16 protein-coding genes are annotated in these 19,725 nt (G+C 71.1%); 4 read left to right on the forward strand and 12 right to left on the reverse strand.

Annotation, left to right across the window (positions count from 1 at the left end; translation table 11 throughout):
- Window positions 1-2,337, forward strand: a complete 2,337-nt coding sequence (locus Dsi01nite_RS07440) for a family 43 glycosylhydrolase (RefSeq protein WP_203845284.1) — start codon at window positions 1-3, stop codon at window positions 2,335-2,337.
- 67 nt (window positions 2,338-2,404) lie between these two features.
- Here Dsi01nite_RS07440 and Dsi01nite_RS07445 read toward each other — a convergent pair whose 3' ends face one another.
- From Dsi01nite_RS07445 to Dsi01nite_RS07480, 8 genes are all read right to left on the reverse strand, one after another.
- Complete coding sequence (locus Dsi01nite_RS07445) at window positions 2,405-3,874, reverse strand: rhamnulokinase (protein ID WP_239135752.1); 1,470 nt, start codon at window positions 3,872-3,874, stop codon at window positions 2,405-2,407.
- The gene (locus tag Dsi01nite_RS07450) at window positions 3,871-5,316 is read right to left on the reverse strand and encodes an L-fucose/L-arabinose isomerase family protein (RefSeq protein WP_203845285.1); all 1,446 of its coding nucleotides are present in this window, start codon (window positions 5,314-5,316) and stop codon (window positions 3,871-3,873) included. The genes Dsi01nite_RS07445 and Dsi01nite_RS07450 overlap by 4 nt, the downstream gene beginning before the upstream one ends.
- A 23-nt stretch (window positions 5,317-5,339) precedes the next feature.
- Window positions 5,340-7,373, reverse strand: a complete 2,034-nt coding sequence (locus Dsi01nite_RS07455) for a bifunctional aldolase/short-chain dehydrogenase (RefSeq protein WP_203845286.1) — start codon at window positions 7,371-7,373, stop codon at window positions 5,340-5,342.
- Between the two features lie 4 nt (window positions 7,374-7,377).
- Window positions 7,378-8,544 carry an L-rhamnose isomerase gene (gene rhaI, locus Dsi01nite_RS07460; RefSeq protein WP_203845287.1) on the reverse strand — a complete coding sequence of 389 codons (1,167 nt, stop codon included), beginning with the start codon at window positions 8,542-8,544 and terminating at the stop codon, window positions 7,378-7,380.
- Window positions 8,545-8,629: 85 nt separating this feature from the next.
- The gene (locus tag Dsi01nite_RS07465) at window positions 8,630-9,598 is read right to left on the reverse strand and encodes a substrate-binding domain-containing protein (protein WP_203845288.1); all 969 of its coding nucleotides are present in this window, start codon (window positions 9,596-9,598) and stop codon (window positions 8,630-8,632) included.
- A 100-nt stretch (window positions 9,599-9,698) separates the two neighbouring features.
- The gene (locus Dsi01nite_RS07470; RefSeq protein ID WP_203845289.1) at window positions 9,699-10,778 is read right to left on the reverse strand and encodes an ABC transporter permease; all 1,080 of its coding nucleotides are present in this window, start codon (window positions 10,776-10,778) and stop codon (window positions 9,699-9,701) included.
- Window positions 10,775-11,746 carry an ABC transporter permease gene (locus tag Dsi01nite_RS07475; RefSeq protein ID WP_203845290.1) on the reverse strand — a complete coding sequence of 324 codons (972 nt, stop codon included), beginning with the start codon at window positions 11,744-11,746 and terminating at the stop codon, window positions 10,775-10,777. Before Dsi01nite_RS07475 ends, Dsi01nite_RS07470 begins: the two co-directional genes overlap by 4 nt.
- Window positions 11,746-13,293, reverse strand: coding sequence for a sugar ABC transporter ATP-binding protein (locus Dsi01nite_RS07480; RefSeq protein WP_203845291.1), 1,548 nt, complete (start codon window positions 13,291-13,293; stop codon window positions 11,746-11,748). The genes Dsi01nite_RS07475 and Dsi01nite_RS07480 overlap by 1 nt, the downstream gene beginning before the upstream one ends.
- 227 nt (window positions 13,294-13,520) lie before the next feature.
- Here Dsi01nite_RS07480 and Dsi01nite_RS07485 point away from each other — a divergent pair, with 227 nt between their 5' ends.
- Complete coding sequence (locus Dsi01nite_RS07485; protein ID WP_203845292.1) at window positions 13,521-14,561, forward strand: LacI family DNA-binding transcriptional regulator; 1,041 nt, start codon at window positions 13,521-13,523, stop codon at window positions 14,559-14,561.
- 16 nt (window positions 14,562-14,577) lie between these two features.
- Here the strand turns inward: Dsi01nite_RS07485 and Dsi01nite_RS07490 are convergent, their stop codons facing one another.
- Window positions 14,578-15,522, reverse strand: a complete 945-nt coding sequence (locus Dsi01nite_RS07490) for a phytanoyl-CoA dioxygenase family protein (RefSeq protein ID WP_203845293.1) — start codon at window positions 15,520-15,522, stop codon at window positions 14,578-14,580.
- Between the two features lie 114 nt (window positions 15,523-15,636).
- Here Dsi01nite_RS07490 and Dsi01nite_RS07495 point away from each other — a divergent pair, with 114 nt between their 5' ends.
- On the forward strand, window positions 15,637-16,398 hold the full coding sequence (locus Dsi01nite_RS07495) for a helix-turn-helix domain-containing protein (protein ID WP_203845294.1): 762 nt from the start codon (window positions 15,637-15,639) through the stop codon (window positions 16,396-16,398).
- An 11-nt stretch (window positions 16,399-16,409) separates the two neighbouring features.
- Here Dsi01nite_RS07495 and Dsi01nite_RS07500 read toward each other — a convergent pair whose 3' ends face one another.
- The gene (locus tag Dsi01nite_RS07500) at window positions 16,410-17,933 is read right to left on the reverse strand and encodes a nucleotidyl transferase AbiEii/AbiGii toxin family protein (protein ID WP_203845295.1); all 1,524 of its coding nucleotides are present in this window, start codon (window positions 17,931-17,933) and stop codon (window positions 16,410-16,412) included.
- Here Dsi01nite_RS07500 and Dsi01nite_RS07505 point away from each other — a divergent pair.
- A complete protein-coding gene (locus Dsi01nite_RS07505) occupies window positions 17,910-18,398 on the forward strand; it encodes a hypothetical protein (RefSeq protein ID WP_203845296.1) in 489 nt (162 codons plus the stop codon). The genes Dsi01nite_RS07500 and Dsi01nite_RS07505 overlap by 24 nt on opposite strands.
- Before the next feature lie 148 nt (window positions 18,399-18,546).
- Here the strand turns inward: Dsi01nite_RS07505 and Dsi01nite_RS07510 are convergent, their stop codons facing one another.
- A complete protein-coding gene (locus Dsi01nite_RS07510) occupies window positions 18,547-19,050 on the reverse strand; it encodes a nucleotidyl transferase AbiEii/AbiGii toxin family protein (protein WP_203845297.1) in 504 nt (167 codons plus the stop codon).
- On the reverse strand, window positions 19,047-19,685 hold the full coding sequence (locus Dsi01nite_RS07515; RefSeq protein WP_203845298.1) for a type IV toxin-antitoxin system AbiEi family antitoxin domain-containing protein: 639 nt from the start codon (window positions 19,683-19,685) through the stop codon (window positions 19,047-19,049). The genes Dsi01nite_RS07510 and Dsi01nite_RS07515 overlap by 4 nt, the downstream gene beginning before the upstream one ends.
- Window positions 19,686-19,725 lie beyond the last annotated feature (40 nt).

A 19,725-nucleotide genomic window follows, 5' to 3' on the forward strand; every position in this document is an offset into this window, starting at 1 on the left:
ATGACCCATCGCCTGCGGGTGGCCGTCGCCGCCCTGCTCGTCCTCGTCGCGTCGCTGGTGGTGGCCGGGCCGGCACACGCCGACGTCACCACGACCATCGCCAACAGCGACGCCGCCGGCAACCAGCTCAGCCGGTTCGACGTCGCCGGCAACTCGCTCGACGCGCACGACGGTTCGCTGATCCAGGTGGGCAACACGTTCTACCTGTACGGCACCAGCTATTCGTGCGGGTACGAGTACCAGCACAACTCGAACTTCTGCGGGTTCAAGGTGTACAGCTCGCCGGACCTGGCGCACTGGACCGACCGCGGATACGTCGTGGCCCCGGACGCCTGCGGGTACTGCTTCCGGCCGCACGTCATCTACAACGCGGCGACCGCGAAGTACGTGCTGTGGGCCGACGGCGGCGGGCACTACCTCGTCTACACCAGCGGCACGCCGACCGGGCTGTTCACGCGGCAGCCCGACCCGAACCTCGCGGTCGGCGGTGCCGTCGACGAGGCGCTGTACCTGGACGACGACGGCACCGCCTACGTCATCCACAACACCGTCCAGGTGCCCGCCGGCGACACCGCCGACATGGTGGTGGAGCAGCTCACCCCCGACTACCTCAACACCACCGGCGCGTACGTCCGGCTCGGGCTGGGCAACGTCGAGGGGTTCACCGTCTTCAAGCGCAACGGCGTCTACCACGCGTTGATGTCCGACCCGACCTGTGCGTACTGCTCGGGCGAGACCGGCGAGATGACGGCGACCTCGATGCTGGGCGCGTGGAACGGCCGGTGGTACGACCCCAACGGCTGGAACTTCAACGACAACCGGCCGCAGCCGCGCTGGCGGTCCCGGATCGTCAACGCCACCAACTGCGGCGGCCAGCCCCTGGCAAGCCTGCCGATCGTGCACGCCGACGGCAGCACCGGGTACTACTTCGTGTCCGACCGCTGGAACAACCGGGCGCCCAACGAGTCCCTGGCCAACCTCTACATCGGGCCGATGACGTTCGACGGCGCCGGCACGCTGCAGGACATCCAGTGCGTCAACTCGTTCACCATCTCCCTGCCGGGCAGCGGCGGCGCCTATCTCAACCCGCCGGACCTCGACCAGCGCAGCGGCTTCGACGGGTTCCGGCACTACTGCGACATCGCCGGCACCGTGTGGCGGCAGCAGAGCTTCACGCCGTCGCGCACCGGCACGCTCAGCGCGGCCTCGGTCACGAGCTTCCAGAGCGGCAAGCCCAACGCCCCGCTGCTCCTCGACGTGGTGGACGCGGCCAACGGCGTGCTGCTGGGCCGGTCCACGTTCGCGGTGAACACCGTGCCGTGGGCGCCGACCGGCATCACCGCGCGACCGGGCATCACCGTCACCGCCGGGCACCAGTACCTGCTCCGGGCGCACTCCGCCACCACCAGCGGCTGCTACGGCTGGGAGTACAACGACGGGAACCCGTACGCGGGCGGCGTCGAGTCGTACAGCACCAGCGCCGGCGGCTCGTTCACCGCCGAGAACGGCCGGGACCTCAAGTTCTCCACCGAGGTCAGCGCCACCCCGGCGCTGGTGTCCGACGAACTGCCCGCGGGCTGGACCAGTTGCGCCGGTGAAGGGGCCACCTGCACCTTCACCGCGACGCGCCGGGTCGCCTACGGCGCGGGCGCCTACGCGTACAGGACCGGGGGCAGCACCGCGTGCGGCATCGCGGCGTTCGGTGGCGACCCGGCGGTGGGGGTGCTCAAGTCGTGCTACGTCGCCCCGCTGGGCGGCCCGAGCGGCTGGACCCAGTGCGGGAGCGAGGGCGGCAGTTGCGCGTTCAGCGGGTCGAACGTGGTGGCCTACGGCGCGAACGGCGCGTTCGTGCACCGCAAGCTCAGCGGCGGCGCGGCCTGCGGTCTGGCGGCGTTCGGCGGGGTGGACCCGATCCCGGGCGTGGCCAAGGCGTGCTACCTGCCCCCGGCCGGCGCGCCGCCCGGGTACACCTCCTGCGCCGGCGAGGGCGGCACGTGCACGGTCAGCGGCGGTCAGCGGGTGATCTACGGCGCCCGCGGCGCGTTCGGCACCCGGTGGAGCACCGGCTCGATCGCCTGCGACAACGCGACGTTCGGCGACCCGGTCGACGGGGTGGTGAAGGGTTGCTACGTGCGCGGCGGCGCACCGGCCGGCTTCGGCACCACGTGCTCCGGCGAGGGCGGCACGTGCTCGTTCGGCGGCTTCCGCACGGTGGCCTACGGCGCGGCCGGGCAGTACGCGTACCGCTCGTTCACCGGCGGCACGGCGTGCACCGCGGCGGCGTTCGGCGGTGACCCGGCGTTCGGCATCGCGAAGTCCTGCTACCTGACCCCGTAAGGTCCGGCGCGGCACATGGACGGACCGGGACGCTGCCGACAGCGTCCCGGTCCTTCGCCGTTTGACGTCAGGCGTGCAGCCGGGCCTCGGCGCCGGCCCAGTCCCCGCGGGTCTCCGGCCGCGGCTGGAAGTGCCGCACCGGCAGGTGCCGGGTGAGCAGCCGGCGGAGGTCGTCCAGCTCGCCGTGCACCGCGCCGAGCGCCCTGGCCTGCACCAGTGCGTTGCCCAGCGCGGTGGCCTCGACCGGGCCGGCCGTCACCGGCAGGCCGCACGCGTCGGCGGTGAGCTGGCACAGCAGTTCGTTGCGGGCCCCGCCACCGACGATGTGCACCACGTCGACCGTGGTGCCGGCCAGGTGCTGGGCCTGCCGGACGGCCCGGGCGTGGGCGACGGCGAGGCTGTCCATGATGCAGCGCACCGTCGCGGCCCGCGACGACGGCACCGGCTGGCCGGTCCGCCGGCACCATTCGTCGATCCGCGCCGGCATGTCGCCCGGCGACAGGAACACCGGGTCGTCCGGGTCCACCACGCTGCGCAGCGCCGGCTCGGCCGCCGCCCGGCCCAGCAGCGCCTCGAGGTCCACCGTGGAGCCGTCGGCCTGCCAGCCGCGGATCGCCTCCTGCAGCAGCCACAGCCCCATCACGTTGCGCAGGTAGCGCACGGTGCCGTCGACGCCGGTCTCGTTGGTGAAGTTGGCCTGCCGGCTGGCGTCGGTGAGCACCGGCGCGGCCAGCTCCACGCCGACCAGTGACCAGGTGCCGCAGGAGATGTAGGCGAAGCGGTCGCCGCGCGCCGGGACCGCCACCACCGCGGACGCCGTGTCGTGCGAGCCGACCGCGATCACCGGCACCGGACCCGGCAGGCCGATCTCGGCGCACACCGGCGCGGTCAGCTCGCCGATCCGGTCACCGGGCCGGCACAGCGGCGCGAACAGCCCCGGGTCCAGGCCGAGGTCCGCGATCAGGTCGGCGGACCATCCACCGGAACGGGCGTCGAGCAGCTGCGTGGTCGACGCGTTGGTGATCTCGGAGGTCTGCTCGCCGGTGAGCCAGTACGCGATCAGGTCGGGCAGCAGCAGCATCCGCCGGGCCGTCCGCGCGGCGGGTGTGCCGGCCGCGCTGACCAGCTGGAAGATGGTGTTGAACGGCAGGTTCTGCAGCCCGGTGCCGGCATACAGCCGCGCCGCTCCCAGCTGGTCCAGCACCCGGTCCATCACGCCGTCGGTGCGGCTGTCGCGGTAGCAGACCGGGTTGCCGATCAGGGCGCCGGTCGCGTCGAGCAGCCCGTAGTCGACGGCCCAGGAGTCGATCCCCACGCTGTGCAGTCCCGCGCCGGTCCGTCCGGCCGTCCGCAGCCCGTCCAGGACGCCCTGGTAGAGGCCCAGGACGTCCCAGTGCAGGGTCGGGCCGACCCGGATCGGCCGGTTGGCGAAGCGGTGCGCCTCGGTCAGTTCCAGCACGTCGGGGCCGACGCGGGCCAGCATCACCCGGCCGCTGGACGCACCGAGATCGACCGCGGCGACACTCGCCTGGTTCACGGTGCGACGACGACGAGGTCGATGTCGAGCAGCTCGGCGAGGCAGCGCAGGTCGGCCACCCGGTGCCCGGTGCCCAGCGCCCAGTGGTGCCCGACCCCGCTGGCGCTCCACCGGTCGGTCCACTCGCCGGGGTGGCAGCCGAAGTCGACGCGCGAGGTGGTGTTGCCGATCCGCATCAGCGGTCCGGTCACCACGGTCCCCTCGGAGGCGACGAAGACGTAGCGGCCGTCCCGGCGCTGGCCGACGCCGAACACCGTGACCGGGCCGGGCGCGACCGCGAACTCCACCGACACACCCCAGCCACGCTTGCCGTGGTAGACCCCCAGGCCGCGCAGCAGGGGCCGGCTGTCGCTGATCGCGAGGTGGCCGGGCCCGTCGTGGCCCATCTCGACGACGCCGTCGCGGAAGTTGAGCGCCTGCAGCTCGGTGAAGCTGCCCCCGCCCCCGAGCCGGTCCATCATCAGCATCGCCAGGCTGGTGCGCAGCTCATACTCGCCCACCGCGGGGAGGCCCCGGGCGGTCAGCAGCGACGCGCCCAGGATCAGGCCGGCGCCGAGCCGCTCGTGCAGCTCGCCCTCCAGCCCCCGGTGGTAGTAGGCCAGCGAGTCCAGCCCGAAGTCGGCGACCAGGGCGTCGAGCCCGCAGGCGACGGTCGCCGCCCACTGCAGGTCCTCGTCCACCACGCTGTCGGTGATCTCGAAGACCTGCCGGGCCTGCTCCAGTTTGTCGGCGACCTGCGCCGGCTTCACCGCGGCCACCCGGACCCGCAGGTCGTCGACCTCCAGCACCTCGATGTGCCCGCCGAACTGGGCGCTGACCATGGTCAGGTCGGTGGACACGTCGAGCATGCCGGGATACAGGTGCCCCATCAGACCGTGGCGGGAGTCGCGCAGCGAGCCCCGGACACCGGCGGCGCGCACCCACCGCAGGATCTTCTCCCAGGCCTGCTCGTCGGCGAGGTACCCCGACACCGAGCGGAACTCGATCCCCGACCGGTGCAGCGCGTTGGCCACCTCGGGCAGCGGGCACGCCCCGCAGTAGGCCAGCCAGGTGCCGGTGGTCATCGCCGGATGGTCCATCGCCTCGGTCGGCTGCAGGTTGATGAACAGCACCGGCGCGCCGACCCGCTGCGCGATCGGCAGGACCATGCTGGCCGTCATGTACGTGGTCATGAAGATCACGACGACGTCGCAGCCGGCCACCCGCAGCTGCTCGCCGGCCCGCGCCGCCTCGGGCGCGTCGGAGATGAACCCGACGTCGGTCACCTGGGCGCCGATGCCCGACAGGCGTCGGCTCACCACCCGGGCGCTGTCCTGCAACTGGGGCAGCAGCTCCGGGAACTGGGGCCAGTAGGCGCCCAGCCCGCCGGCGACGAGGCCGACCCGCACCGGCCGGGCCGGCACCCTTTCGAGCAGGACGGATGGCGAATCGGTGGCGGTCATTGGCTACGCTCCTCAGGATCGGTTCAGCGCAGGAACGCGGCGGCGACACCCGCGTCCACGGGGATGTGCAGGCCGGTGGTGTGCGCCAGCTCGCCGGCGGTGAGCACGAACACCGCGTTGGCGACGTGCTCGGGCAGCACCTCCCGTTTGAGGAGGGTGCGCTGGGCATAGTAGGCACCGAGCTCGGTCTCGGGAACCCCGTAGACGGCGGCCCGCTGGGCGCCCCAACCACCGGCGAAGATGCCGGAGCCGCGCACGACGCCGTCGGGGTTGATGCCGTTGACCTTGATGCCGTGCTCGCCGAGCTCGGCCGCGAGCAGCCGGACCTGGTGCGCCTGGGCCGCCTTCGCGGCGCTGTAGGCGACGTTGTTCGGCCCGGCGAAGACGCTGTTCTTGCTGGCGATGTAGACGATGTCGCCGCCCATCCCCTGCTCGATCATCAGCCGGGCGCCGTGCTGGGCGACCAGGAACGAGCCCTTGGACATCACGTCGTGCTGCAGGTCCCAGTCGGCCTCGGTGGTCTCCAGCAGCGGTTTGGAGACCGACAGGCCGGCGTTGTTGACCACCAGGTCCACGCCGCCGAAGGCCAGCGCGGCCGCCCGGACCATCCCGCCGACCGCGGCCGGGTCGGTGACGTCGGCGGTCACCGCGACCGCGACGTCGGGCCCGCCGAGCTCGGTGGCCACCCGGTCGGCGGCGGCGGTGTCGCGGTCGGCGACGACCACGCAGGCGCCTTCGGCCGCCAGGCGGTGCGCGATGGCCCGGCCGATGCCCGACCCGGCGCCGGTGACCAGCGCGATCCGCGCCGCCAGTGGTTTGGGTTTGGGCAGCCGGGCCAGTTTCGCCTCTTCGAGCGCCCAGTACTCGATGCGGAACTTCTCGCTCTCGTCGATCGGCGCGTAGGACGACAGCGCCTCCGCGCCGCGCATCACGTTGATGGCGTTGACGTAGAACTCGCCGGCCACCCGGGCGGTCTGCTTGGTGGCGCCGAAGGTGAACATGCCGACGCCCGGCACCAGCACGACCGCCGGATCGGCACCGCGCATCGCCGGCGAATCGGCGTCCGCGTGCCGGTGGTAGTACCCGGCGTAGTCCTTGCGGTACGCGGCGTGCAGCTCGCGCAGGCGGGCGACGGTGTCGGCCAGCGGCGCGGTCGGCGGCAGGTCCAGCACCATCGGGGCGACCTTGGTGCGCAGGAAGTGATCGGGGCACGAGGTGCCCAGCGCCGCCAGCCGCGGGTGCTCACGGCGGGAGACGAAGTCCAGCACCTCGTCGCTGTCGGTGAAGTGACCGACCTGCGGGCGGTCGGTCGAGGCCAGACCGCGCAGCACCGGCGCCAGCTGAGCGGCCCGTTCGCGGCGCTCGGCCGGGGGCAGCGGCTCGTAGCCGGGCAGCACCGGGCCGAACGGCTCGGGCCTGCCGTGGGCCCGGATGAACCGGTCGGCCGTCTCGATGATCTCCAGCGCGTGCGCTTCGCACTCGGCGCTGGTCTCGCCCCAGGCGGTGATGCCGTGCCCGCCGAGGATGACGCCGATCGCCTCCGGATGCGCGCGGCGGATCTCGGCGATGTCGAGTCCCAGCTGGAATCCGGGCCGCCGCCAGGGCACCCACCGCACCCGGTCGCCGAAGCACTCGGCCGTGCGGGCCGGCCCGTCGGCGGCGGTGGCGAACGCGATCCCGGCGTCGGGGTGCAGGTGGTCGACGTGCGCGGCGTCGACGAGACCGTGCATCGCGGTGTCGATCGACGGGGCGGCGCCGCCCCTGCCGTGCAGGCAGTAGTCGAATGCGGCGACCATCTCGTCCTCGCGCTCGACCCCCGGGTACACGTCGACCAGGGCCCGGACCCGGTCCAGGCGCAGCACGGCGAGGCCGGCCTCGGTCAGGGTGCCCAGGTCGCCACCGGATCCCTTGACCCACAGCAGCTCGACGTCCTTGCCGGTCACGGGGTCGACGTCGGTGCCCTTCGCCGAGGTGTTGCCGCCGGCGAAGTTGGTGTTGCGCGGGTCGGCGCCCAGCCGGTTGGACCGGGCGACGAGCTCGGCGGGGGAGTTGCTCATCAGGTCAGGCTCCCCATCCGGCCTGCTGGCCACCGACACGGTCGGATTCGATCTTCTGCTGGTAGCCGGACCGGTGGTAGGCCGCGACCGGATCCGGGTCCAGACCCTGCTCGACCCGCATCTGGGCGAGCAACGGCCGCACGTCGCCGGCGAACGCGTCCATCAGCACCGCGTGCGCGCCGAGCACGTCGCCGGACCGCTGTGCGGCGGCCAGTGCGTCGGCGTCGACCAGCAGCGCCTTGGCGACCGCCTCCTGCACGTTGAGCACCGAACGGATCAGCGCCGGCACCTTCGCCTCGAGGTTGTGGCACTGGTCGAGCATGAAGGCCACCTCGGCCTCGGGGCGGATCGCGTCGGCGCGCACCAGCTCGTGGGCGATCCTGAACAGCTGGAAGGGATCAGCGGCGCCGACCATGAGATCGTCGTCCGCGTAGTTGCGGCTGTTGAAGTGGAACCCACCGAGCTTGCCGAACCGCAGCAGCACGCTGACCAGGAACTCGATGTTGGTGCCCGGCGCGTGGTGGCCGGTGTCGACCAGGACCTGCGCCTTGTCACCCAGCGCCACGCAGTGCGCATAGGAGGTGCCCCAGTCCGGCAGGTCCATCGAGTAGAAGTGCGGCTCGAACAGCTTGTACTCCACCAGCATCCGCTGGCCGTCGCCGAGGCGGTCGTAGACCTCGCTCAGGGCGTCGGCCAGCCGGTCCTGCCGGGCCGCGATCGAGTCCTGGCCGGCGTAGTTGGTGCCGTCGGCCAGCCATACCGACAGGATCGTCGAGCCGGTGGCGTCCATGATGTCGACGCACTCCAGCAGGTGGTCGATCGCCTTGCGGCGGACCCCGGCGTCGGGATGGCAGACGCTGCCCAGCTTGTAGTCGTTGTCCTGGAAGACGTTGGGGTTGATGGCGCCGATCGCGATGCCCTCGGCCGCGGCGAACCGGGCGAGGTCGGCATAGTCGTCGACGGCGTCCCACGGGATGTGCAACGCGACGCTGGGCGCGGCCCCGGTGAGCCGGTGCACCATCGCGGCGTCCGCCACCTTCTCATAGGCGTCGCGGGGCACGCCGGACTGGGCGAACACCTTGAATCTCGTTCCGGAGTTGCCGTACGCCCACGAGGGCGTCTCGATGCGCATGGCCGCGACGGCGGCGATAACAGCGGCGTGGTCGGTCATCAATCTCTCCTGTAGTGCGCCGAAGGGCTCGAGAGGGCCCGGCGGGCGGGTGCTTGGCTGGCGCCCGCCCGCCGGACCCGCCGGGTTACTTGACCGTGTCGGCGTTTTCCTTGGTGATCAGGGCAACCGGGTTGAAGACCTCACGCTCGGCCGGGTTGCTGAAGGTGATCGCCTGCTTCTTGATGGCCTGCTCGGCCAGCTTGACGGTCAGCTCGCCCATCGCCTTGGGGTCCTGTGCCACGGTCGCGGCCAGGCCACCGGCCTTGATGGCGGTGATCGCCTCCGGGTCGGCGTTGAAGCCGACGGAGACGATGTCGGTGACCGGGTTCTTGCCGGCGTCCTTGATCGCGTTGGCCGCGGCGACACCCATCGGGTCGTTGCACGAGAACACGCCGGCCACGTCAGGGTTCTTGGCGAGGATGTCCTTCATGACCTTGTAGCCCTCTTCGGCCTTGGAGTTGCCCGAGAGCTCGGCGACGACCTTGAAGCCGGCCTTCTCGATGGCCTCCTTGAAACCGGCGTTGCGCCGGGCGGCGTAGACCGCGGACGGCTCGCAGGTGATCGAGGCGACGTTCTTGCTGGTCTTGTTGTTGGCGGCGATCTGCTTGACCATGTAGTCGGCGGCGAGCTTGCCACCGCCGGCGTTGTCGGAGATCACGATCGCGTCGTACGGCGCGCCGCCGCCGCCGATGTCGTCGACGATGACCGGCACGCCCTTGGCCTTCGCCTTGGCGATGATCGGTCCGAGCGCGCTCGGCTTGAACGGGCTGATGATCAGCACGTCCACGCCCTGGTCGATCAGCGCCTGGGCGCCGGTGACCATCTCGTTCTCGTCGCTCTTCTCGTCGTGCAGCTTGAACTCCCAGCCCTTGGCGGTGGCGGCGGCGCGGGTGCCGGCCTCCATCTTCTGGAAGAACTCGTACTGCATGTCGTAGACCGAGAACCCGACGACGACCTTGTCGTCCTTGCCGGCGGTTTTCGGGTCGGTCGCATTGGAGTCGGAGCAGCCCGCCATGACCAGCGCGGCGGCGAGGGCGATCGGGAGGAGGCCCATCTTGCGCATCGTGGAGGTTCCTTTCGAGTGTCCTACGGGGGTGTGTTTGAACGTTTCAACTCGAACCGAACGGTAGTGCTGCGGCCATCGGCGCCGATCGTCAGGCGCCGTCCACGGGTGAAGGCCGTTGAACCAGAACCGACAGCGCCCGCCGGAACGATCCCGGCGCGGCGAAGCGGGTCCGCAGCCCGTCGATGGTCAGGGCGACGATCAGCACGCAACCCAGCACGATGCGCTGGTATGCCGATGGGACACCCTGGCTGACGAGCATGTCGTTGAGGACGCTGACCAGCAGGACCGCCGAGAAGGTCCCGATCAGCGTGCCCTTGCCGCCTTTGAGGCTGGTGCCACCGAGCACCACCGCGGCGATCACCTTGAGCTCGAATCCGTCCTGCGCCGAGCCGTCGGCGGTCCAGACCCGGGTGATGTAGGTCAGCGCCGCGATGCCGACGCTCACCCCGACCAGGGCGAAGACGAAGATCCTGATCCGGGTCTCGGAGATGCCGCAGAACCTGGCGGCCGCGGGCGACGAGCCGTAGGACAGGATCCGCCGGCCGGTCGCGGTGCGGCGCAACAGCAGCCAGGCGGCGCCGTAGACGACCAGCATGATGACGAACGGCAACGGGATGCCGGCCACGTTCAACCCGCCGATCTTGACGAACGGCGAACCGATCTGGTCGTACGGCAGCGTCTTCGGCCCGTCCTGGGTGAGGATGTACGCCACGCCACGGAAGACGAACAGCGTCCCGAGGGTGGCCACGAACGGCGGCACCCGCAGCCCGGTGATCAGACCGGCGTTGACCAGGCCGCAGGCCAGGCCCGTCGCCACCGCGGCGGCCACGGCCAGCGCCGTGCCGCCGGCCGAATAGCCGATCAGGGTCACCACGCTGACCAGGGCCAGCTGCCCGCCGACCGAGAGGTCGAACGCGCCACTGGCGATGGCGAAGGTCATGCCGGCGGCCACGATCCCCAGGTAGGCGCTCTCCCGCAGCACCGACTGCAGGTTTGAGAACTCGAGGAAGTCCGGGGCGACGAGGGGGGTCGCCGCCAGCAGCAGCGCCAGGATCGCGGTGATTCCCCAGGTGTCCCACAGTTTGCCCAGTGTCGGCCGACCGGCACGGTCCGCGCGGGAGGCCGGGGCGCTCCGGGCCGGCTTGGGCGTCTGCGTGTCGGTGCTCATACGACAGCCTCCTTCACGGCAGCGGGGACGGTGGCCGGGCCGGCGGTGACCCGCCGGCGCAGTCCGAGCAGTGCGAGCGCGGCGATGAGCAGCAGCCCGACACTGATGCGCTGGTAGGCCGGCGGCGTGTTGAGCAGGTTGAGCCCGTTGCGAATGGTCTCGATGAGCACCGCGGCCAGCACGGTGCCCAGGACCGAGGCGCGACCGCCGAGCAGTGCCGTGCCGCCGAGCACCACCACGGTGATCGCGTCCAGCTCGAAGCCCAGGCCCAGCTGCCCGTTGCCCTTCTGCAGCTGGCTGGCGATCAGCAGGCCCCAGAACCCGCCGGCGGTGCCGACCAGCACGTAGATCGCGATCCTGATCCGGTCGACCGGCAGGCCGGAGACCCGGGCCGCCTCGCGGTTGGAGCCCACTGCGCAGACCCAGCGGCCGAACCTCGTCCGGTTGATGCTCCACCAGGCCAGGGCGGTGGCCAGCACGGCCAGCAGGATCGGCATGGGTACCCCCAGGGGCCGGCCACCGACCAGGTACTTCAAGGCCGGCGAGCTGACGATCTGGTCGTGACCGTCGGTGTACGCCAGCGCCAGCCCCCGCACGATGACCAGGGTGGCCAGGGTGGCGATGAACGGTGTCACGCCGAGCTTGGTGACCACCATCCCGTTGACCAGGCCGATCAGCGCGCCGGCCAGCAGTGCCAGCAGCATCGCCAGCAGCACCGGCACCCCGTCGATGATCGCCGAGCAGCAGACCACCGCGGCCAGCGAGACCGTCGAGCCGACCGACAGGTCGAACTCTCCCATCGCCAGGCAGAAGGTCATCGCCAGCCCCGGAACCGCCACGATGGCCGCGTTGACCAGGACGTTCTCGATGTTGCCACCGGACAGGAAGCTGTCGGTGCGCAGTGCCAGGAACAGCACGACCAGCAGCAGCGGGACGACCAGCGGGGCCTTGCGCAGCGCGGCGGACATCAGACGCCCGCCGGCGAGAAGATCCGACGCTCGGTGGTGGCGCACATGATGACGTTCTCCTCGGTCAGGTCGGCGCCGGTCAGGTGCCCGACCACCTGGCCACCGGCCAGCACGTAGACCCGGTCACTGATCCCCAGCAGCTCGGGCAGATCACTGGAGATCATGAGCACGGCGGCACCGTCGGCGGTCAGCTCGTTGATCAGCTGGTGGATCTCGAACTTGGCGCCGATGTCGACGCCCCGGGTCGGCTCGTTGAGGATCAGCAGCCGGCCACCGGGCGCCAACGCCCGGCCGAGCAGGACCTTCTGCTGGTTGCCGCCGGAGAGCTGGCCGATGAGCTGGTCCGGGCCGGTCGTGCGGATGGCCAGCCGGTTGCGGTAGTCGGCGAAGACGCCGGCCTGCGCCGCCGGTGACAGCAGCCGGGTGAGCGCGTGCCGCAGCCGGCCCAGCACCGAGATGGTGAGGTTGTCCCGCACCGACAGGTCGGGCAGCAGGCCCGCGGCCTTGCGATCCTCGTGCAGGAAGCCGATGCCGGCCGCCATCGCGTCCGCCGGGCTCCCGGGGCGGTACGGCGCGCCGTCGAAGGTCATGGTGCCGGCGGTGATCGGCAACGCGCCGAAGATGACCTGCGACACCTCGGGCTGGCCGGCTCCCGCCACGCCGCCGATGCCGACGATCTCGCCGGCGCGCACGGTCAACGACACGTCGCGCAACTGCCGCCCCGCGCTCACCCCGGCGAGGTCGAGCACCACTTCGTCGCCGGCGACCCCGGCCCGCGGCGCCGCCGCGGCGATGTCGCGGCCCACCATCAGCCGGACCAGTTCGTCCGGGTCGGTGTCGGCCAGCGCCGCGGTGCGCACGTGCCGGCCGTCGCGCAGCACCGTGACCCGGTCGGCGACGGCGAAGACCTCGTCCAGGCGGTGGCTGACATAGACGACGCTGCGTCCCTCGGAGCGCAGCCGCCGCACGACGTCCAGCAGCCGGGTGGCCTCGTCGGCGGACAGCGCCGCGGTCGGCTCGTCCATCACGATGATGCGTCCGTCCACCGACAGCGCCTTGGCGATCTCGACGAGCTGCTGCTCGGAAACGGTGAGGCTGTCCACGGTCGCCGCCGGGTCGATGTGCACGCCCAGGATGCCGAACAGCTCGGCCGAGCGGCGGTTGATCTCGGCGTAGCGGATGCCGCGGGAGAACCTGCCGTAAGGCTCGCGGCCCGAGTAGACGTTCTCCGCCACCGTGAGGTCGGGATAGAGGTTGAACTCCTGGTAGATCACGGCGATACCGGCGTGCAACGCGTCGGCGGGCCGACGCGGACGGTACGGCTGACCGCCGAGCCTGACCTCGCCGGCACTGGGCCGGTGCAACCCCCCGAGCACTTTCAGCAGCGTGGACTTGCCCGCGCCGTTTTCGCCCACGAGCGCGTGCACCTCGCCACCGCGCACGTCGAAGTGCACCCCGTCCAGGGCCCGGACCCCGGGAAACTCCACCGTCAACCGGTCGACGTGCAGCAACGGCGGATCTTCCGGCGACGTGTTGTCGGCTGTCATGTCCCCACCTCCCTCCACCACGCCGAGCCTCTGAAGATCAAAATGAATCGTTTCGAAGTTTTGCGGCTCGAACGCTACGATCCCGTTGCAGGGCTGTCAATGGATCGTTTCGGAGACCGGGGTGCGAGCTGGGTCAGGCCCCGGTGTCGCAACCGTCGCCGGGGTTGACACGTTTCATCTCGGACGTAAGCTCAACGCTTCCAACACCCGCACGTACTCGAGGAGCCATGGCGACCAGCATCAAGGAGGTTGCGCGGCGGGCGGGCGTCTCCATCGGCACCGTGAGCAACGTGCTCAACCATCCCGACATGGTCGCTTCCACCACCCGCCAGCGGGTGCTCAAGGCGATCGCCGAGCTCGGCTACGTCCGCAACGACTCCGCCCGGCAACTGCGCGCCGGGCGCAGCCGGACCATCGCCGTCGTCGCCCTCGACCTGGCCAACCCGTTCTTCACCGACGTGCTGCGCGGTGCCGAGATCGTGGGCGAGGAGAGCGGCGTCAATATCATGATCTTCAACAGCGGTGAGGACGCCGCCCGCGAACGCCGCCACCTCGACGTCCTGGAAGAGCAGCGAGTGCTCGGCGTGCTCATCACCCCGCTCGACGGCAGCGTCGACCCCCGGCTGGACCAGCTGATCGAGCGCGGCATACCGGTGGTGCTGGTCGACCGCGGCTCCGGCCGCCACAACCGCTGCTCGGTGGCCGTCGACGACGTGCTCGGCGGCCGGCTCGCCGGCACCCACCTCGTCGAGCAGGGCCACGAACGGATCGCCTTCGCCGGCGGTCCCTTCACCCTCGCGCAGGTCACCGACCGGCACGCCGGCCTGCGCGAGGCCCTCACCGGTGGGCAGCAGCTGCGGGTCATCCCGACCGCCAACCTCACCGCCGCCGCGGGCCGCCTCGCCGGCGAACACCTCGCCGACCTGCCCGCCGAGATCCGGCCGACCGCGGTCTTCTGCGCCAACGACCTGGTGGCGCTCGGCGTGCTCCAGGAGATGACCATGCGCGGGGTGCGGGTGCCGCAGGATGTCGCGATCGTCGGCTACGACGACATCGACTTCGCCGCCGCCTCGGCGGTGCCGCTGTCCTCGATGCGCCAGCCCCGCGAGCAGCTCGGCCGCGCGGCCACCCAGCTCCTGCTGGAAGAGGCCAACGAACCCGAGCAGCACCAGCACCGGCACGTCGTCTTCCAGCCCGAGCTGGTCGTGCGCGAGTCGAGCGCCCCGGCCGGGCCGTCCACCCGCCCGGACCCTTCGTGGAGCCGGTGAGCCGATCCTGGCGGTCTCAGTGTGGAGCAGCAGGCTCGTCGGGAGCCGGGCGGACATCACCGGCACTGCAGTAATTGCCGGGCGAGTGCCACTGGTGCACGATCCGTAGCTCCTGCGCCGCATCCGCACCCGCTCCCGGGCGCCAGCGTTCGTCTGCCTGCCAGGGGAAGACCGGCTCGGCGGGATTGGCGTGGGCCCACGCGTCCAGTGCCAGCGGGATCAACCGCATCCGGCGTTCGATCCACCCGGCGTCCCAGGGCCCTTCCGCGAGGATCTGCTCAGCCGCGCGGAACTCGTAGTACAGGGTGCGGCGCAGGCGGTTGCCCCGGACCCGTGGCGAGCCGTGGACCAGCATGACGTCGTGGACGAGCACGTCACCGGGGTGCGCCTCGATCTCGACGGCGCCGGGCGGATCCCAGCCGTGGTCGGTCTCCAGCCGGCACAGGTCGGGAACGTCGCGGTGGGAGCCGGGCAGCACGCGCAACGCGCCCTCGCCGGGCCGGGACTCGTCGAGATAGACATCCAGGTTGGCGATGCGCCAGTGCCGCGGATGCGTCGCGTCCTGATGCCAGTGCACCGGAGCCCCGTCACCGGCCGCCTTGAAGACCAGCGACTCGTACGTGGGCACGAAGTTCGGCCCGGCCAGGCTCTGCGCGACGCCCAGCAGTCGGGGGCAGCCGAGCAGCTCCAGGGACGCCGCACCGCCCTTGTCGTGTACATAGTTGATTCGGAACGGCACGTCGACGCCGTCGCGGTGGGCGACGTCGAAATCATCGGGATTCACGCCGGGCGCGAGGTTGCCGGTGTCAGGTCCGGCGGTCATCCAGGCTTCGGAGTCGACGCGCAGCCGGTCGATCGTCGACGGGGGGATCAGGCCCCGGAGCATCAGATAGCCGTTGCGGTCGAAGAAGTCGAGCTGGTCCGCATCGAGCGCGAACGACGGTCGAAGGTTCGTTGACATCCTTCGACGCTAGGTCCGGGAGCGGGTCGGAAACTCCGGTATCTTCGCGTCGTGTTCCCGGATTCCACGGCTTCGGAATATGGCTTGGCCTGCTGGTCGGGGACGCCGACAGCGATGCGGTCGCCGCACCGCCACGGCGAGATCGAGGTCAACCTCGTCACCTCCGGCCGGCTCGCGTACGCCGTCGGCGGTGATGTGCTCGAAGTGCGGGAAGACTCCGTGATCGCCTTCTGGGCGACGATGCCCCATCAGCTCCTGGACTTCCGTCCCGGCACCCGGGTCCACTGGCTGACCGTGCCACTGCGGACCTTCCTCGGCTGGGGCGTGCCCGAGCAGGTGCTGACCGACCTGCTCGGTGCCCGGCCGCTGGTCGACGACTCGGCCGCTGCCCTCGGCCAGGACCCGGCGTTGTTCACACAGTGGGCCCGGGACCTCACCTCCGGTCCGGAGCACCGGCAGATCGCCGAACTGGAGATCCAGGCCCGCCTGCGCCGTCTGGCGCTGTCCCGGCCCGGCGCCGACGCCGGCCACCACGGCGTCGGAGTCCAGGCCGTCACCCAGGCCGCCGCCATGGTCAGCTTTGTCGCCGCCCGCTACTGCGATCAGATCTCCAGCGCCGATGTCGCGGCTGCCGCCCATCTTCAGGCGAGCCGGGCGATGACGGTGTTCAAGACCGTCATGGGCACGACGATCGGCGCCTTCGTGACCGAGTGCCGGGTGGCACAGGCCAAGCGGCTCCTGATCACGACCGGCCTGCCGCCGGCGGTGATCGCCGCCAGGGTCGGCTTCGGATCGACGAGCCGGTTCTACGCCGCGTTCGCGGCCGCTACCGGCGTGGCACCCGGCGCCTACCGGAGCCAGGCGACCCCTCCCTGAACCCGCCGGCCTCACCGGTCCAGCGCGCGGGACAGCCGCTCCTTCCATTCCTCGCAGTCGCCGCGGACCTGCGGGTATTCGTCGAGGAAGTTCGCCCAGTCGACCGCCAACGGTGCGATCGACGCCGCGCCGTACCCGTCCGCCGAGGGGCCGAGGTCCTCCCGCAGCACGGCACGGATGAGATCCAGGTCGACCGGGCCGTGCTCGGCGAGCAGCACGGCGTCGTAGAGGTCCTTGCCTTGCGGGTAGGCGTCGGTCTCCAGCCACAGCAGCTTCCACGCCAGCGCCAGCTCGGGCGGCGCCGCGGGAACCTCGAACGGCCCGACCCGCAGCGGCACTGGCGGCACCGGCAGGTGTTCGCCAAACACGAGGTCGACCTGGATCGTGCCGGCCGGCACGCCGGGCACCCGGAACGGGAAGGCGAGCCGGCGGCCGGGAACCCGGTCGTAGGTCCAGATCTCCTCGACGGTGACGCCTTCGGCGGTCAGGCCGGCGCCGGGCCGGTCCCGGACCGCGTCGATCAGCGACTGCAGCGGCGCCCCGGCGCGGGGGTCGCCTACGTCGTGGCCGTGCGGCACGACGTAGTCGAGGTCGCCGGGCTCGCGGGCGCCCGCACCCAGCTGGATCCGCAACGGCACGCTGCCCCGCATGACGAGGTCGCCGGCCCACGGCCCCTGCGCGACGAGGCCGATCAGGTGCTCGATCGCCGCCCACCGGGCCGCCCGCCAGGCCGCCCCGGCGTCCGCGTCCAGGAACTCGGGCTCTCCGGCCCGGTAGCCGTGCGGGTGGTGCTTCATCGCCGGGTCGAACGCCGCCGACTGGCGCATCCCGGGACCCGGCTCCAGCGGGCGGTATGTGGCAGGGTAGCCCTCCCGCCCCGCCGGCGCCGACCGCCGCCAGTCGGTCCACGGGTCGCGGGGCAGGTCGAGCCATCCCTGGTCGAGGGCTAGGTTGTTGTCGGCAGCCACGTACTCCTGCTCGACGTCGAGCACCTCGTGGCCGGCCGCGCGCAGGTCGTCGACCAGTGCGTCGAGCCGTTGCCGTGCGGTGGCGAGGCCGACCCGCCGGCAGCGCTGGGTGACGAACCGCTCGTGCGTGCCGTCCTCGTGCCGCCGGCGCGCGTTGCGCGACAGCCGTGCGTCGTGCGTGCCGGCGAGCTTGGTCAGCGCCGACAGCTGCCGCCCGGTGTCGCCGGGCAGGCGCAGCTTGACGTGATGTTCGAAGTACCGCTCCAGCGGGTCGCCGAACGCTTCCGCGTCGGTCTGCGGCACCCCCTCGTTCCACGGCGCCGCCTCGATCTTGACCCGGCTCGGCATCAGGCGCTCCTGGCGCAGCCGGGCCTCCCACGACGCCGCGATCTGCCGCACCTCCGTGAGGGTGCCGTCGGCGTGCAAGGTGAGCATCGGCTGCACTGCGTTCGTGCCGCGATCCAGCTCGATCTGCACGTACTTCACGCCGTGCTCCGCGGCGAATGCACCGAGCCGCTCGGCGCCCCAGCCGCTGACGGTGATGTGAATCTCGAAGTCCCCCGACATCTGCAGCACCACGCCATCCTGCCCGCTCCGCACGCGCATCAGAAGCGCGGTTTCGTCCTGCTGCTCAGTGGGAATGCGATGGTTCAGTCCTGGAGGAGTTGCCGGGCCAGGTCCGGCGCCGTCTCGACCGGTTCGCTGAGGATGGTCGACCACCACCAGGATGCGCAGTGGCACATGCCAATCAGCCTTGGTGGTGACCTGTCGATCGCTACCCTTCGCGTCTCGCTGGGACCGCAGTCCTTCCCGAAGCACTTGCCGATGGATTCGACGACCTCGGCGGTCCCGGCCAGTAGCGCGAGGTCGATGACGGCGTGTGCATCGATCGGCTCGCGTGGTTCGTCCTACGCAACCCAGGTTGCCCGCGCCGGATCCCACCGCCCGGCGGCCACTCCGGCCAACACCGGGTCGAGCATTGCCTTCACCAAGGCCAACGCCGCCGGGAACCGTCCCAACTCCATCAACTGAGGTAGTTCGGTGGCTTTCGCCTCGTATCCGGCCGGCCACAGCGGTCCCGGCACCATGAAGTCCGCAGGCAGCCCGACCCCGCGCCGCGCGGTTTCCGACAGCAACGCGCGCCGCAGGTCGGCAGCGATGGGCTGCTGAGTGCGAGCGATCAGAACCAGGTCGACGAGATCCTTGTAACGGCTGGCACGACCTCCGGCGGGTGAGTCATCGAATGCCCAGCGACCAGATCCACCGAAAACGACGCGAACGGCCGCCCACCCAGATCGGCCACGCACGCGAACCGTCGACCCTTGTCGCCGACGAGCGGGGTCGGCGGCTTGATCTCGAAACTGAGGAAGTCGCCCACGTTGCGCCTGGCGCAGGCCCGGAGTGCCTGCTCCGCCTCGTCGAGCCCGGTGGTGGATTGCCAGGACAAGTCGATGTCCTTGCTGTGCCGAGCCACCTCCAGGCGTGCCAGCAGCGCGGCGGCACCCTTGAGCACCCATCGATCAGCATCTGGCGCGCTGAAGACCCGGGCCAACAGCCGGTCGTATGCGAACTGGCGCTGCAGGTCGGTCACCGTGAACGCGGATTCGCTTGCCAACTTCTTCAGTCGATCCGTCAGGCCGGCGCGCAACGCTGCGGGCGACCCGTATGGGAATGGCTCCGTCATGCGACATCACCCAACAGCTGGTTTGCCAGCGCCGGGCCGTCGTCCGCCTGATATCTGCGGGCGAGTGGTGCCACCGACTCGGCGATCTTGTCCACGGTCGTCAGCCCGCGTCGGACCGCCTCCACCGCGATGGTGGTCACCGCGCTCCCGTCCTCGTACCCGTCCAACAGGTCCGCCACGATCCGATGCGCCCGGGTCACCGGCAACCCGCCCACCAGGTCCCGGTCCTCCGGCGGAACCTGACGCAGATACAGCTTTACGTCCTGCCGTCGCGTCTGGGTTCGTACCGGAACGGCGAACTCGTGAATGTCGGCGATCAGGTCCCCGAGGCCGTACAGCTCTGCCGCGGACCGATGCGACACAACCGCCACCCGGTCGGACTGCACCCGCTGCCACGCCGGCGTGAGCGGATCGAGCTGTAGCCACGCAGCCCGCAGATCAAGATGACCCGCATCCGGTCCCCCGGCGACCCGATACACACCGTGCGCCACGCGCACCAGCGCCCCAGCCGCCACCAGGCGAGCGAAGGTCGCCCGAGGTGCCCCCGCCGCGAGAGCTTGGGCACGGGTTACCAGCCCCCATTGATCCTCGGCGATCTCGGTGGCCAGCCGGGCCAAAACTTCAACGGAGGACATCTGCAAAGTGTATCAAATATGGCGCTTATTGCAGTCAAGG

Source organism: Dactylosporangium siamense (assembly GCF_016862795.1).
Classification (GTDB): domain Bacteria; phylum Actinomycetota; class Actinomycetes; order Mycobacteriales; family Micromonosporaceae; genus Dactylosporangium; species Dactylosporangium siamense.